Source organism: Mycobacterium kiyosense (assembly GCA_021654635.1).
In the GTDB taxonomy this organism is placed as follows: Bacteria; Actinomycetota; Actinomycetes; order Mycobacteriales; family Mycobacteriaceae; genus Mycobacterium; species Mycobacterium kiyosense.
The window spans coordinates 3,981,357-3,996,119 of sequence record AP025179.1; the positions used below are offsets into that span (position 1 = coordinate 3,981,357).

A 14,763-nucleotide genomic window follows, 5' to 3' on the forward strand; every position below is an offset into this window, starting at 1 on the left:
CAGGAGGCCCGAACATGCGTGTAGGAATCCCGACCGAGACCAAGAACAACGAATTCCGGGTCGCCATCACCCCCGCCGGCGTGGCCACCCTGACCCAACGGGGCCACGAGGTGCTGGTCCAGGCCGGCGCGGGAGAAGGGTCGGCCATCGCCGACGAAAAGTTCAAGGCGGCCGGCGCGCAGCTGACCGACACCGCCGAGCAGGTCTGGGCCGAGGCCGAACTGGTGCTCAAGGTCAAAGAGCCGCTGCCGGCCGAATACGGCTACCTGCGTTCCGGACAGATCCTGTTCACCTACCTGCATCTGGCCGCCTCCCGTTCGTGCACCGATGCGCTATTGGCTTCGGGCGCAACGTCTATCGCCTACGAGACGGTGCAGACCGCCGACGGTGCACTGCCGTTGCTGGCCCCGATGAGCGAGGTCGCCGGCCGGCTCTCCGCGCAGGTCGGCTCGTATCACCTGATGCGGACCCAGGGCGGTCGCGGCGCCCTGATGGGCGGGGTGCCCGGGGTGAAGCCGGCCGACGTCGTCGTGATCGGCGGCGGCACCGCCGGATACAACGCGGCCCGAGTCGCCAGCGGCATGGGCGCTTCGGTCATGGTTCTCGACGTCAGCCTCGGCAAACTGCGGCTGTTGGACGCGGAGTTCGCCGGTCGCATCGGCACCCGCTACTCGTCGACCTACGAGCTGGTGGGCGCGGTCAAACGTGCCGACCTGGTGATCGGGGCGGTGCTGGTGCCCGGCGCGAAGGCGCCCAGTTTGATTCCGAATTCTCTTGTCGCACAGATGAAGCCGGGTGCGGTGCTGGTGGACATCTCGATCGACCAGGGTGGCTGCTTCGAGGACTCGCGGCCCACCACCCACGACGAACCGACGTTCGCGGTGCACGACACCCTGTTCTACTGCGTGGCCAACATGCCCAGCGCGGTTCCCAAGACGTCGACGTATGCGCTGACGAACGCCACCATGCCGTACCTGCTCAAACTCGCCGACCAGGGCTGGCGTGCGGCCTGCCGCTCGGATCCCGCTCTGGCCAAAGGCCTTTCGACGCACGCTGGGGCGCTGCTGGCCGACCACGTGGCCCACGACCTCGACCTGCCGTTCACCGACCCGGCCAGCCTGCTGAACTGACCCGGCCTGCCGTGTGGGTGCCCTACCGGATGTAGGGCGCCAAGGCCGTGACGATGTCGGCTGCCGGACCCGCCTGCGCCTCCCGGTAGGCCTCCCCGGCCCACAGGTTGGTGCCGTGCGGGTCCTCCTGCTCAACCGCCGCCGCCCGGATCGGCTTGGTCATCTGGTTGACCTCGGGATAGCCAAGTGGGGCAACGTGATCAAGCAACCGGGTGAAGTTGTTGGCCAGCCCGCGCGCATAGCGGCCGGAGAACGCCCGGGTGACCACGGTGGCGTCGAACAGTGGATTCTTCAGCGCAACCCGGTGCGCCGGATTGGTGCCGGCCTCGTCGGCGAGCAGCAGCGCGGTGCCGACCTGCGCGGCGACCGCGCCTCGGCGCAACACCGCCGCGATCTGCTCGACGGTGCCCAGCCCGCCCGCCGCGATCAACGGCACGTCATACGCGCTGCCGATCTTGTCGAGCAGCTGATGCAGCGACTCGGCACCCGGCTCCATGTCGGGGGCGAACGTGCCGCGATGCCCACCCGCGGCCGGACCCTGCACCACCAGGTTGTCCGCACCCGCCGCGACCGCCACCCCGGCCTCGTAGACCGACGTCACCGTCACCGACACCAACAGTCCCAGCGCACTGAGCCGCCGGACCACGTCAGGCGGCGGCGCCCCGAAGGTGAACGACACCATCTCCGGGCGCACGTCGGCCACCACGTCGAGCTTGCGTTCCCAGTCGTCGTCGTCACCGTGCACCGGGTGCCCGACTTCGACGTGGTAATGGTCGGCCACCTCTTCGAGTTCTTCGGCGTAGTACTCCAATTGCAGCCAGTCGGCGACGCTGGGCTGGGGCACGAACAGGTTGGCCCCGATCGGCCCGGTGGTGGCCGCACGCGCGGCAGCGATATCGGCGGCGAACTGGTCCGCACTCAGGTAGCCGCCCGCGACGAAACCCAGCCCACCGGCATTCGACACCGCGGCGGCCAGCGCCGGGGTCCCCGGGCCACCGGCCATCGGCGCACCCACGATGGGCGCCGCGATATCCCAGAAGCCCAATACCACCGGGCTAACCTACCATCGCGCGAAGTTGTTGTGGCAGCGAGCGTTTCGACCGGTACGGGCCCACCACCGCGGCGCCGTAGGGATTGCCGAGCAGGCGCCGCGCCACCGCGTTGACCTCGTCGAGAGTGACCCTGTCGATCTGCCTCAGGGTGTGCTCGATGCTGCGGTGCGCACCGTAGTTGAGCTCGCTGCGGCCGATCCGGCTCATCCGGGACCCGGAATCCTCCAGACCCAGCACCAGACCGCCCCGCAGCGACCCCTTGGCGATCCGGCACTCGGATTCGGTGATCCCATCTCGCGCAACCGATTCCAGCACCGCGCTGGTCACCTTCATGACGTCGGCGAAGCGCTCCGGCAGACACGCGGCGTACACCGACAGTGCCCCGCTGTCGGCGAACAGGTCCAGCGCCGAATACACCGAGTACGCCAGCCCGCGGGTCTCGCGGATCTCCTGGAACAGCCGGGAACTGAGCCCCCCGCCAAGCGCGGTGTGCAACACCGCCAGCGCCCAGCGGTGCTGCCAGCCGCGGCCGGGGGTACGCAGGCCGAGCGACAGATGGGTCTGCTCGGCGTCGCGGTTGCTCAGCAGCAAGGTGGGACGACCGTTGACCCGGCCGGCACCCTTGCGCGGAGCCGCCGGGCGGCGCCCGCGAACCAGCCGCGATCCGAAGTGCTCGCGCACCAGGCGCACCACTTCGTCGTGCTCGACGTTGCCGGCGACGGCCACCACCATCCGCTCCGGGGTGTAGCGGCGCACGTGGAACGAATGCAACTGCGAGCGCGTCATCGCCGACACCGACTGCGCGCTGCCGATCACCGGCCGGCCCACCGGATGGTCGCCGAACAGCGCCGTCATGAACGTGTCGGTCAGCGCGTCCTCGGGGTCGTCGTCGCGCATCGCGATCTCCTCGAGCACCACGTCGCGTTCCAGTTCGACGTCCTCGACCGCGCAGCGGCCGTTGAGCACCACGTCGGCAACCAGGTCAACGGCCAGCTCCAGGTCACTGTCCAGCACATGCGCGTAATAACAGGTGTGCTCTTTGGCGGTGAAGGCGTTGAGCTCGCCGCCGACGGCGTCCACCGCCTGGGCGATGTCGACGGCAGTACGCGTCGGCGTCGACTTGAACAGCAGATGCTCGAGGAAGTGCGCCGCCCCGGCCACTGTGGCGCCTTCGTCGCGGGACCCGACGCCGACCCAGACGCCGACCGACGCGGAACGCACGGCGGGCAGGTGTTCGGTGACCACCCGCAGGCCGCCTGGCAGCGTGCTACGACGCACGCCGCCAGGTCGGAGCGCCCCGGCGGGCTCAGCGTTGGTTGCCACCCGTCAGATCAGCTGCCGGCCGTCGCGGCGGGCTCGGCCGGCGCGGCCTCGGCGGGGGCCGCCGCGTCGTCTTCGGCCACCAGGACCAGCGAGATCTTGCCGCGCTTGTCGATGTCGGCGATCTCCACGCGCAGCTTGTCGCCGACGTTGACCACGTCCTCGACCTTCGCGATGCGCTTGCCGCGGCCCAGCTTGGAGATGTGGACCAGGCCGTCGCGGCCGGGCAGCAGCGACACGAACGCGCCGAAATCGGTGGTCTTGACCACGGTTCCGAGGAACCGCTCCCCCACGGTCGGCAGCTGCGGGTTGGCGATCGCGTTGATCCGGTCGATCGCCGCCTGCGCGGACGGGCCGTCGGTGGCGCCGACGAACACGGTGCCGTCGTCCTCGATGGAGATCTGCGCCCCGGTCTCCTCGGTGATGGCGTTGATGACCTTGCCCTTGGGCCCGATGACCTCGCCGATCTTGTCCACCGGGACCTTGATGGTGGTCACCCGGGGCGCGAACGGGCTCATCTCGTCGGGGCCGTCGATGGCCTCGGCCATCACCTCGAGGATGGTCACCCGGGCGTCCTTGGCCTGGGCCAGCGCGGACGCCAGCACCTGCGAGGGAATGCCGTCCAGCTTGGTGTCCAGCTGCAGCGCGGTGACGAAGTCCTTGGTGCCGGCGCACTTGAAGTCCATGTCGCCGAACGCGTCCTCGGCACCCAGGATGTCGGTCAGGGTGACGTACCGGGTTTCGCCGTCCACCTCGTCGGAGACCAGGCCCATCGCGATGCCGGCCACCGGCGCCTTCAGCGGCACACCGGCGTTGAGCAGCGCCAGGGTGGACGCGCACACCGATCCCATCGACGTCGAGCCGTTGGAGCCCAACGCCTCGGACACCTGGCGAATCGCGTAGGGGAACTCCTCGACCGGGGGCAGCACCGGGATCAGCGCCCGCTCGGCGAGCGCGCCGTGGCCGATCTCGCGCCGCTTGGGCGAACCGACGCGGCCCGTCTCACCGGTGGAGAACGGCGGGAAGTTGTAGTGGTGCATGTACCGCTTGGAGGTTTCCGGCCCCAGCGAGTCGATCTGCTGGGCCATCTTCACCATGTCCAGGGTGGTCACCCCCAGGATCTGGGTTTCCCCGCGCTCGAACAACGCGCTGCCGTGCGCCCGGGGCACCACTGCGACCTCGGCCGACAGCGCACGGATGTCGGTGATCCCGCGGCCGTCGATGCGGAAGTGGTCGGTCAGGATGCGCTGGCGGACCAGCTTCTTGGTCAGCGACCGGAACGCGGCGCTGATCTCTTTCTCGCGGCCCTCGTACGTGCCGGCCAGCCGCTCGAGCACCTGGGCCTTGATCTCGTCGGTGCGCGCGTCCCGCTCGGCCTTGCCGCCGATACTGAGCGCGGCGGCCAGCTCGTCGGTGGCCACGGTGGCCACTGAGTAGTACACGTCTTCCTCGTAAGGCGGGAAGACCGGGAAGTCGCCGGTGGGCTTCGCGGCTGCGTCGGCCAGTTCCTGCTGCGCGGCGCACAGCGTGGCGATGAACGGCTTGGCGGCCTCCAGGCCCTCGGCGACCACGGTCTCCGTCGGCGCCTGCGCGCCACCTTCGACCAGTTCGATGACCTTGTCGGTGGCCTCGGCCTCCACCATCATGATCGCCACGTCCTTTTCGGCGTCACCGCCGACTACGCGGCCGGCCACCACCATGTCGAACACGGCGCCCTCGAGCTGCTCCACGGTGGGGAACGCGACCCATGTGCCGTCGATCAGGGCGACCCGCACCCCGCCGATGGGGCCGGAGAACGGCAGGCCGCTGATCTGGGTGGAAGCCGACGCGGCGTTGATCGCCAGCACGTCGTACAGGTCGTTGGGGTCCAGGCTCAGGATCGTCACCACGACCTGGATCTCGTTGCGCAGGCCGTCGACGAACGACGGACGCAGCGGCCGGTCGATGAGCCGGCAGGTCAGGATCGCGTCGGTGGACGGGCGGCCCTCACGGCGGAAGAACGAGCCGGGGATGCGGCCGGCGGCGTACATCCGCTCTTCGACGTCGACCGTCAACGGGAAGAAGTCGAAATGTTCCTTGGGGTTCTTGCTGGCGGTGGTCGCCGACAGCAGCATGTTCTCTTCGTCGAGGTAAGCGACCACCGCGCCGGCGGCCTGCTGGGCCAGGCGGCCCGTCTCGAAGCGGATGGTGCGGGTGCCGAAGCTCCCGTTGTCGATGGTGGCGGTTGCCTCGAAAACGCCTTCTTCAATTTCAGTCGCAGACATGACGTCGGTGCGGCCTCTCTGGTTTATTCAGCTGTTTCGCGTCGTCACGCGCGAAGGCGCCCTTCTAGAACCAGCGAAGTCCGGATGCGGCTACGGCCATCGATCGAAGCGGCCGACCTGCCCCAGATCCGGGGAGCCCGGCAGCCACTACCGAAGACCGCCCGATGCAGACTGAGCAGCTCTGGCGAATGCGTGGTGACTCGCTGGAACGGAACCCGCGGATCTGCGTGAACCGCACCATGTCGTCCGGGCCTAAGGGGCCCAGAACGCCCTCACTCTACACCGGCCTACGCGGCGGATTGAGCAAACCTCTAGGTCGGGGGGTCAGGTCCGGGGTCCGGCGTTGACATTTTCGACACACACGGCGAACCGCCGCTGCGCGTAGGTGTAGCCCAAACCGCTGCCGCACTGGTCGACCCCGACCGGGGGGTCGAGGTCGGTGAGGATCTCGGTGGCACGCTGCCGATGCGGTGCCGCGCTGTCGCCGCAGTCGACGCGGACCGGATCGACGGTGTGGTGCGGGTCCACGCTCATGCAACCGCCGATCACCCAGTCGACGTCCAGGCACAGGGTGGAGTCCGAGCCGCTGAGCGCGTTGTGCGTGGAGTAGGACGAGTCGACGTCGGTCGGACATTTCGCCCGGTCACCACCCTTGACCAGGGCGACGACCTTGAAATTGGACTCAGGACTGCCGCACGTTGCCTTGGTCGCCTGCGGGCGGTCGGGTGTGCCGGCGAGTTTGAGACAGTCCCCCACTTTGACGTCGGCGAGGTCGGGCCCGCTGGGCCGCACCGAACATCCCGTCAATGCGCCGCCGATCGTGGCCAGGACGGCCCCGGTGATCAGGGCGCGCAGAGCGCCCAGGGTCAGCGGCGCAGACCGAGCCGTTCGATCAGCGAGCGGTAGCGCTCCACGTCGATCTGGGTCAGGTACTTCACCAGGCGCTTACGCCGGCCCACCAGCAGCAACAGGCCACGACGCGAGTGGTGGTCGTGCTTGTGCACCTTCAGGTGCTCGGTCAGGTCCGCGATCCGCTTGGTCAGCAGCGCGATCTGCGCCTCCGGAGACCCGGTATCGGTCTCGTGCAGCCCGTAGGACTTCAGAATTTCTTTTTTCTGCTCGGCGGTAAGCGCCACGAAAACATCTCCATCAATAGGTCCGCGATCAGGATTTTCCGGCGCGGCCACCGCGAACCGCAGCACACGCCGATGTCGTCGGGCAGTTTAGCAGGGTTATCAGGTCCGGTTCCGCGCGTGCAGGCTGGACGAGACCCGTCAGCTCAGCAGCTTGCGGGTGCACTCGGTGTCGCCGGCGATCTCGGCGACCAGCTCGTCGATCGAGTCGAACCGCTGCTGGCCGCGGATTCGGGCGACGAAGTCCAGCGCCACATGCTGGCCGTAGAGGTCGGCCTCGGTGTCCAGGACGAAAGCCTCGACAGTGCGGGTGCGCCCGGAGAACGTCGGGTTGGTGCCGACCGACACCGCACTCTGGTATCGCTCCCCCGGGATCACCGTGCCGGTCGACGGCCCGTGCCCCAGCACGGTGAACCAGGCGGCGTACACACCGTCAGCGGGAATGGCCGAATACATCGGCGGCGCCACGTTCGCGGTGGGATAGCCCAGCTCGGAGCCTCTGCCGTAACCGCGGACCACCACTCCCTCGACGCGGTGCGGACGACCCAGCGCTTCGGTGGCCGCCATCACGTCGCCGGCGTCCACGCAGGACCGGATATAGGTGGACGAGAAGGTCACGTTCTCGTTGCTGTGATGTTCGGACAGCAGCGACATCGACTCCACCGCGAAACCGAACCGCTCGCCGGCCCGGCGCAGCGTCTCGACGTTGCCGGCCGCCTTCTTGCCGAAGGTGAAGTTCTCGCCCACCACGACTTCCACCACGTGCAGGTTCTCCACCAGCAGCTCATGCACGTACCGCTCGGGGGTGAGCTTCATGAAGTCGGTGGTGAACGGCATCACCAGGAAGACGTCGATACCGAGTTCCTCGACGAGCTCCGCACGCCGGGTCAGCGTGGTCAGTTGCGCCGGATGACTGCCCGGATACACGACCTCCATCGGGTGCGGGTCGAATGTCATCAGCACCGACGGCACTCCGCGGGCGCGGGCCGCTTTCACCGCATGCGCGATCAACTCGGCGTGCCCACGGTGCACACCGTCGAAAACCCCTATGGTCAGCACGCATCGACCCCAGTCAGTTGGGATCTCGTCCTGGCCGCGCCACCGCTGCACGACCGCAAGCCTAATCGTCCCGCTTGGCGTCCCGGCAATCTCAGGGCAACGGATTAGGCGTGGGTTGCCTAAGATTTGGCATGTGAGGGCGGACGACGAGCCTGGTGGACTCACCGCGGTTGCCCAGGACTATCTGAAAGTCATCTGGACTGCCCAGGAATGGTCCCGGGAAAGGGTCAGCACCAAGATGCTGGCCGAGAAGCTCGGGGTGTCGGCCAGCACCGCCTCGGAGTCCATCCGCAAGCTCGCCGAGCAGGGCCTGGTCGATCACGCCAAGTACGGCGCGGTCACCCTGACCGAATCCGGCCGGCGCGCGGCGCTAGCGATGGTGCGCCGGCACCGGCTGTTGGAAACCTTTCTGGTCAACGAACTCGGCTACGGCTGGGACGAGGTGCACGACGAGGCCGAGGTGCTCGAGCACGCGGTGTCCGATCGGCTGATGGCCCGCATCGACGCCAAGCTCGGATTCCCGCAGCGCGACCCGCACGGCGACCCCATTCCGGCCACCGACGGTCAGGTCCCGACACCGCCGGCGCGGCAACTGTGGGACTGCGGCGACGGCGACACCGGGACGGTGGCGCGCATCTCCGACGCCGACCCGCAGATGCTGCGGTATTTCGACAGCGTCGGGATCAACCTGGACTCGCGGCTGCGGGTGCTGACCCGACGCGAGTTCGCCGGGATGGTCTCGGTGGCGGTCGAGTCGGACGACGGCGCGACGACGGTGGACCTGGGCAGCCCGGCGGCGTGCGCGATCTGGGTGGTTGCCTGACTCTGCTCAAAGCCCGGTCCGAGGGCGGCGGGGCCGCGATCGGCGGCGGGGCGAGTTTCGCGGCTTCGTTACGCTCGCGCGGCTAGTTGCTCAGCAACCCCTTGGCGATGTGCGTCACCTGCACCTCGTTGCTGCCGGCGTAGATCATCAGCGACTTCGCGTCGCGGGCAAGCTGTTCCACCCGATATTCGGCCATATAGCCGTTGCCGCCGAACAATTGCACCGCCTCCATCGCGACATCGGTGGCCGCCTCCGAGGAGTACAGCTTGATCGCCGACGCCTCGGCCAACGTCAGCGGTTTACCGGCCTGTTGACGCTCGATGGTGTGAAATACCATGTTCTGCACGTTCATTCGGGCGATCTCCATCTTGGCCAGCTTCAGCTGGATCAGCTGGAACTGCCCGATGTTCTTGCCCCACAGGGTGCGACTCTTCGCGTAATCCACACTGAGCCGGTGACATTCGTTGATGATGCCCAGTGCCATCATCGCGATGCCGATGCGTTCGGTGGAGAAGTTGGCGCGGGCGCTGTCGCGGCCGTCGCCGTCGTCGTGCTGCTCGTTCTCCCCGAGCAGCCGGTCCGGGCTCAGCCGGACGTTGTCGAAGAACAACTCGCCCGTCGGCGACGACATCATGCCCATCTTCTTGAACGGCTTGCCCTGAGTCAGGCCCTCCATGCCGGCGTCGAGGACGAAGACCAGCACCGGGCGGTTCCGCTTCGCTATCGAAGGGTCGCCCTCGTCCAGCTTGGCGTAGACGACCAGCACGTCGGCGTAGGGGCCGTTGGTGATGAACGTCTTCTGCCCGTTGAGGATATAGTCCTGCCCGTCGCGCTTGACGTAGGTCTTCATCCCGCCGAACGCATCCGAGCCTGAGTCGGGTTCGGTGATCGCCCACGCCGCAATCTTTTTCAGCGTCATCAGGTCGGGCAGCCAGCGTTCCTTCTGCGCCAGGGTGCCGCGGCTCATGATGGTAGCCGCGCCCAGGCCCAGGCTCACCGACGCGGTGGAGAGCAACCCGATGCTGACCCCGGCGAGTTCGGAGATCAGCACCGCCGCCATCGACCCCTGCGCGCCTCCCATGCCGCCGAGCGCGTCTGAGCCGCCGCCCTTTTCGAGCTGCTCGCCGTTCTGCTTGGCGCGCTCGCGTTCCAGCATCTTCTTCACCGACTCGGCGGCCAGCGCGTCAAGGCCGAACTGGCTGAACAACTTTCGCGCGATCGGGTACGGCGATAGCTCACCGGTCTCCAGCGCGTCGAGATTCGGCCGGATCTCCTTGTCGATGAACTGGCGCACGGTGTCGCGCACCATCAGGTCGGTTTCGGACCACTCGAACATGGTTCAGCGCTCGGCGCGCTGGTAGGCGGTGACGACGGCGGCACCGCCGAGGCCGATGTTGTGTTGCAGCGCGGCCGTGACGTTGTCGACCTGGCGCTTGTCGGCGGTGCCGCGCAGCTGCCAGGTGAGCTCCGAGCACTGCGCCAGACCGGTCGCCCCCAGTGGATGACCCTTGGAGATCAGCCCGCCCGAGGGGTTGACCACCCAGCGTCCGCCGTAGGTGGTCTGGTTGTCGTCGATCAGCTTGGCCGCCTCGCCCTCGCCGCACAGGCCCAGCGCCTCGTACAGCAGCAGCTCGTTGGCCGAGAAGCAGTCGTGCAGCTCGATCACCTGGAAGTCGTCCGGGCCCAGCCCGGACTGGTCGTAGACACGTTGAGCGGCTTGCACATTCATGTCGTAGCCGATGATGTTGGCGGCGCTGCCGTCGAAGGTCGACTCGAAGTCGGTGGTCATCGCCTGTCCGACGATCTCGACGGCCTGTCCGGCCAGATTGTGCTTGGCCACGTACTCCTCGCTGGCCAGCACCACCGCCGCCGAGCCGTCCGAGGTCGGTGAGCACTGCAGTTTGGTCAGCGGGTCGGAGATCATCTTGGCGCCCAGGATGTCCTCGAGCGAGTACTCCTCCTGGAACTGTGCATACGGGTTGTTGACCGAGTGCTTGTGGTTCTTGTAGCCGATCTTCGCGAAATGCTCGGCGGTGGTGCCGTACTTCTTCATGTGCTCACGTCCGGCCGCCCCGAACATCCACGGCGCCACCGGGAATGCGAACTCCTCGATGGCGGCCAGCGCCTGGACGTGCTTACCCAGCGGCGACTCGCGGTCCTGGGATCCGACCTGAAGCGACCCGGGCTGCATCTTCTCGAAGCCCAGCGCCAGCACGCAGTCGGCCAGGCCGCCGCGGATGGCTTGGGCGCCGAGGTACAGCGCGGTGGACCCGGTCGAGCAGTTGTTGTTGACGTTGACGATCGGAATGCCCGTCATGCCCAGCTCGTAGAGAGCACGCTGGCCGCTGGTGGAATCGCCGGCCACGTAGCCGACGTAACCCTGCTCGATCTCGCTGTAGTCGACCCCGGCATCTTCGAGCGCCTTGGTGCCCGATTCCTTGGCCATCTGCGGGTAGTCCCAGCCTTCGCGGCGACCCGGCTTCTCGAACTTCGTCATGCCCACGCCGACGACGTAGACCCTGTTGGCTGACTTGTTGGACACCTTGCTGGACAACTTTGTCCCCTTCCGTGGGCCCGGCCTCGCGAGTGAACGCCACCGCGAAAATTCAAGGGCGGATTTCGCAGTGACGTTACGCTCGCGGGCCCCGCGGGTGGTTAGAGGGTCGCCGGGCGGAATCGGATTGCCCGGCTCCTCCTCAGTCCGTACCGGACTGCATCGTCGCCGGGCGGACTACCACCACCGATCGGGTGCGAGACCCCTCGTCCCGCAGCAGCGCGATCACCCGATCGCCGGCGGCGCAGGCCGCGTACACACCGTCGATACCCGCCACAGCCAGAGCCCGGCCGTTGGCCGCGGCATCGGCTTCCTCGGCGGTGAGTTCGCGACGCGGGAACATCAGCAGGCAGGCCTCGTCCAGACTGAGGCTCAGCCGCGGGCGCTCGGCCAGCTCGTCGAGTGTCACCGCGTGGTTCAGGTCGAAGCGGCCGACCCGGGTGCGCCGCAGCGACGTCAGATGTCCACCCACTCCCAGCGCATCGCCGAGGTCGCGGGCCAGCGCGCGAATGTAGGTGCCCGACGAGCAATCCACCCGCACGTCCAGGTCGACCAGCCCGTCCGACCGCCGCACCGCCAACACCTCGAACCGGTCGATGCGCACCGGCCTTGCCGCCAGCTCGACCACCTCACCGGCACGGGCCAGCTGATAGGCCCGCCGGCCGGCGACCTTGATCGCGCTGACCGCCGACGGCACCTGGCTGATGTCGCCACGCAGCCCGCCGACCGCCGTCTCGATCGCCTCCTCGGTGAGGTGCGCAGCTGAAACCGACTGCAGCAGTTCACCTTCGGCGTCCTCGGTGGAGGTGGTCTGACCCAGCCGGATGGTCGCCGCGTACGACTTCGACGTCGCGGTCAACAAGCCGAGGACCTTGGTGGCCCGCTCGATACCGATCACCAGCACCCCGGTGGCCATCGGATCCAGCGTGCCGGCGTGACCCACCCGGCGGGTGCCGAAGATCCGCCGGCACCGGCCCACCACGTCATGGCTGGTCATCCCGGCGGGCTTGTCAACGACCACCAGTCCCGGCCCGAGACCGCTCACAGCACGATCGCGGTGAGCACCAGGTCGCGCTGCACCGACCACCGCCCGGCCAACGACGTCAGCGGCGGACCCGACACGGCGGCCGGGTCGATCAGGATGCGGGACACGAAACGGCCCGCCGATTCCGAATCCGCCGAGAAGGTGATGTGCGCATCCTCGAACCCCAGCCACCGCTTGGTCAGCGGAAACCACGCCTTGTAGGTTGCCTCCTTGGCGCAGAACAGGATTCGATCCCAGTGCAGGCCGGCCGGCAGTGCCCGCGGAATCTCGCTGCGCTCGGCGGGCAGGCTGATCGCGTCCAGCACACCGTTGGGCAGCACATCGTGCGGCTCGGCGTCGATCCCCACCGAGCGGACCCCTTCGCTGCGTCCCACGACCGCACCACGGTAACCGGTGCAGTGCGTGAGGCTGCCCACGATCCCGTCGGGCCAGCGGGGTTCGCCCTTGTCTCCCTTGAGGATTGGCACCGGCTCGACACCCAGCTCACCGAGCGCGATCCGGGCGCAGTGCCGCACGGTGATGAATTCGCTGCGCCGCTTGGCCACCGACTTGGCGATCAACGGCTCCTCTTCGGGCATCGGTTGCAGCCCGGGCGGATCGGAATACAGCTCGGCGTAAGCCATGTCGTCGATCAGGGTGCCGGGCAGCAGCGCCGACACCAGCATGCCGGCCGTCACCGGTTCTGCCGCTGCCGCAGTTTTTCCCGGAACTGGGTGGCCTGTGCCTTCATCTCCGGGGTGATCACGAAGTGACCGCCGAAGTCGTTGAGGTAGCCCGGCGCGTACTGCGGGTCGGGCAGCACCTGCCGCAGCCAGCTGTAGGGCTTGCGGCGCCGCCACTCCCGCGGGTAACCGACCGACACCTCCTCGAAGCGCACGTCGTCGTGCCAGGTGGTGCGGGGAATGTGCAGATGGCCGTAGACCGAGCAGACCGCGTTGTAGCGGGTGTGCCAGTCGGCGGTCTTGGTGGTGCCGCACCACAGCGAGAACTCGGGGTAGAACAGCGCGTCGCAGGGGTCGCGCACCAGCGGGAAATGGTTGACCAGGACGGTGGGCTGCATCCAGTCCAGCTGTTCCAGACGAGCTCTGGTTTTCGCGACGCGCTCGCGGCACCAGGCGTCCCGGGTGGGATACGGCTCGCAGGAGAGCAGGAACTCGTCGGTGCAGACCACGTTGCGTTCTTTTGCGATGGCCATGCCCTCGGCTTTGCTGGCCGCCCCGGGTGGCAGGAAGCTGTAGTCGTAGAGCAGGAACATCGGCACGATGGTGGCCGGCCCACCCCGTTCGGTCCACACCGGCCACGGGTGCTCGGGGGTGATCACGCCCATCTCGTCGCACATGTTGACCAGGTAGTCGTAGCGGGAGCGGCCGAAGATCTGCATGGGATCACGGTTGGTGGTCCACAGCTCGTGGTTGCCCGGCACCCAGATCACCTTGGCGAAGCGGCGCCGCAGCAGGTCCAGCGCCCAGCGGATCTCGTCGGTGCGTTCGGCGACGTCACCGCAGACAATCAGCCAGTCGTCCGGCGACGACGGGTGCAGCGACTCGGTCACCGGCTTGTTGCCCATGTGACCGGTGTGCAGATCCGAGACAGCCCACAGCGTCGGCTGTCCGGTCGCTTCATGCCCTGTCACGATTAACCACCCTAACGACCCGGCGCCGATGACACGATTTGCCGCCTGGCGGAGCGGGGCTAGAACGAGTTCCAGTTTTCGCTGTGACTGCGCGGACGCGACTTGTACACTCCCGGCAATAGGGCCGCCAACAGCAGGGGGGTGTCGTGTTCGCCAAGGTGCGTCTGGCCGCAGCGTTCGGTGCGCTGGTCACAGCCGTCGTGGTGGGAGTGGCGGGCTGGCAGCACGGCCCGGTTCCCGGACACCGAGGCGTAGTCGAATTGCGGTCGACGGCCCAGCCGATGGAAACCACGATGAAGAGCCCGATCGTGGAGACCCAGAATCCCAGCCCGTTCGACCCGTGCACCGACATCCCGTTCGACGCCGTGCAGCGGCTGGGCCTGGCCTTCACCCCGCCGGAGCCCCAGGAAGGGCTGCGCTGCCAGTTCGACGCCGGGAACTACCAGCTGGCGGTCGAGCCGATCGTCTGGCGCACCTACGCTCAGACGTTGCCGCCGGACGCCATCGAGACCACCGTCCAGGGGCATCGCGCCGCGCAGTACTGGGTGCTCAAGAGCCGACGTATCACAACAGCTACTGGTACATCTCCTGCATGGTGACGTTCAAGACGAGCTACGGGGTGATCCAGCAGTCGCTGTTCTACTCCACGGTCTACTCCGAGCCCGACGTCGACTGCCCGTCCACCAACCTGCAGCGGGCCAACGAGCTGGCACCCATGTACAAGTTCTAGCCCGCCCGACGCGCCTTTCG

Annotated in this window: 13 protein-coding genes and 1 pseudogene; 3 read left to right on the top strand and 11 right to left on the bottom strand. The window is 67.8% G+C overall.

Annotated features, from left to right (window positions below; genetic code table 11):
- Positions 1-14: 14 nt before the first annotated feature.
- The gene (ald, locus tag L6444_RS18680; protein ID WP_236976474.1) at positions 15-1,130 is read left to right on the top strand and encodes an alanine dehydrogenase; all 1,116 of its coding nucleotides are present in this window, start codon (positions 15-17) and stop codon (positions 1,128-1,130) included.
- Between the two features lie 22 nt (positions 1,131-1,152).
- Here the strand turns inward: ald and L6444_RS18685 are convergent, their stop codons facing one another.
- The 6 genes from L6444_RS18685 to L6444_RS18710 all read right to left on the bottom strand — a co-directional run bounded on the left by L6444_RS18685 (position 1,153) and on the right by L6444_RS18710 (position 8,009).
- On the bottom strand, positions 1,153-2,181 hold the full coding sequence (locus L6444_RS18685) for a nitronate monooxygenase (RefSeq protein WP_236976475.1): 1,029 nt from the start codon (positions 2,179-2,181) through the stop codon (positions 1,153-1,155).
- 4 nt (positions 2,182-2,185) lie between these two features.
- Positions 2,186-3,505 (bottom strand): M16 family metallopeptidase, encoded by a 1,320-nt coding sequence (locus tag L6444_RS18690; protein WP_236976476.1) that lies wholly within the window; start codon positions 3,503-3,505, stop codon positions 2,186-2,188.
- Positions 3,506-3,513: 8 nt separating this feature from the next.
- Positions 3,514-5,766 (bottom strand): polyribonucleotide nucleotidyltransferase, encoded by a 2,253-nt coding sequence (locus L6444_RS18695; protein ID WP_236976477.1) that lies wholly within the window; start codon positions 5,764-5,766, stop codon positions 3,514-3,516.
- 324 nt (positions 5,767-6,090) lie between these two features.
- On the bottom strand, positions 6,091-6,621 hold the full coding sequence (gene lppU / locus L6444_RS18700; protein WP_444980224.1) for an LppU family putative lipoprotein: 531 nt from the start codon (positions 6,619-6,621) through the stop codon (positions 6,091-6,093).
- An 11-nt stretch (positions 6,622-6,632) separates the two neighbouring features.
- On the bottom strand, positions 6,633-6,902 hold the full coding sequence (gene rpsO / locus L6444_RS18705; protein ID WP_180917911.1) for a 30S ribosomal protein S15: 270 nt from the start codon (positions 6,900-6,902) through the stop codon (positions 6,633-6,635).
- A gap of 138 nt (positions 6,903-7,040) precedes the next feature.
- Entirely contained in the window at positions 7,041-8,009 is a 969-nt protein-coding gene (locus L6444_RS18710) for a bifunctional riboflavin kinase/FAD synthetase (RefSeq protein WP_236976478.1), read from the bottom strand.
- 82 nt (positions 8,010-8,091) lie between these two features.
- Here L6444_RS18710 and mntR point away from each other — a divergent pair, with 82 nt between their 5' ends.
- Positions 8,092-8,781: a manganese-binding transcriptional regulator MntR gene (gene mntR / locus L6444_RS18715; protein ID WP_236976479.1), complete on the top strand. Its 690-nt coding sequence runs from the start codon at positions 8,092-8,094 to the stop codon at positions 8,779-8,781.
- Positions 8,782-8,863: 82 nt separating this feature from the next.
- On the opposite strand, the gene L6444_RS18720 is transcribed toward mntR, so the two are convergent.
- The 5 genes from L6444_RS18720 to L6444_RS18740 form a co-directional block, all read right to left on the bottom strand.
- On the bottom strand, positions 8,864-10,117 hold the full coding sequence (locus tag L6444_RS18720) for an acyl-CoA dehydrogenase family protein (protein ID WP_236976480.1): 1,254 nt from the start codon (positions 10,115-10,117) through the stop codon (positions 8,864-8,866).
- A gap of 3 nt (positions 10,118-10,120) precedes the next feature.
- On the bottom strand, positions 10,121-11,323 hold the full coding sequence (locus L6444_RS18725; RefSeq protein ID WP_255731315.1) for a lipid-transfer protein: 1,203 nt from the start codon (positions 11,321-11,323) through the stop codon (positions 10,121-10,123).
- Between the two features lie 154 nt (positions 11,324-11,477).
- Positions 11,478-12,380 (bottom strand): tRNA pseudouridine(55) synthase TruB, encoded by a 903-nt coding sequence (truB, locus tag L6444_RS18730; protein ID WP_236976481.1) that lies wholly within the window; start codon positions 12,378-12,380, stop codon positions 11,478-11,480.
- Complete coding sequence (gene pptT, locus L6444_RS18735) at positions 12,377-13,057, bottom strand: 4'-phosphopantetheinyl transferase PptT (protein ID WP_236976482.1); 681 nt, start codon at positions 13,055-13,057, stop codon at positions 12,377-12,379. Before pptT ends, truB begins: the two co-directional genes overlap by 4 nt.
- Positions 13,054-14,013: a metallophosphoesterase family protein gene (locus tag L6444_RS18740; RefSeq protein WP_255730692.1), complete on the bottom strand. Its 960-nt coding sequence runs from the start codon at positions 14,011-14,013 to the stop codon at positions 13,054-13,056. Before L6444_RS18740 ends, pptT begins: the two co-directional genes overlap by 4 nt.
- A 146-nt stretch (positions 14,014-14,159) precedes the next feature.
- Between L6444_RS18740 and L6444_RS18745 the strand changes: the two are divergent.
- Positions 14,160-14,743 (top strand): annotated as a pseudogene (locus tag L6444_RS18745) (DUF3558 domain-containing protein).
- Positions 14,744-14,763: the final 20 nt, after the last annotated feature.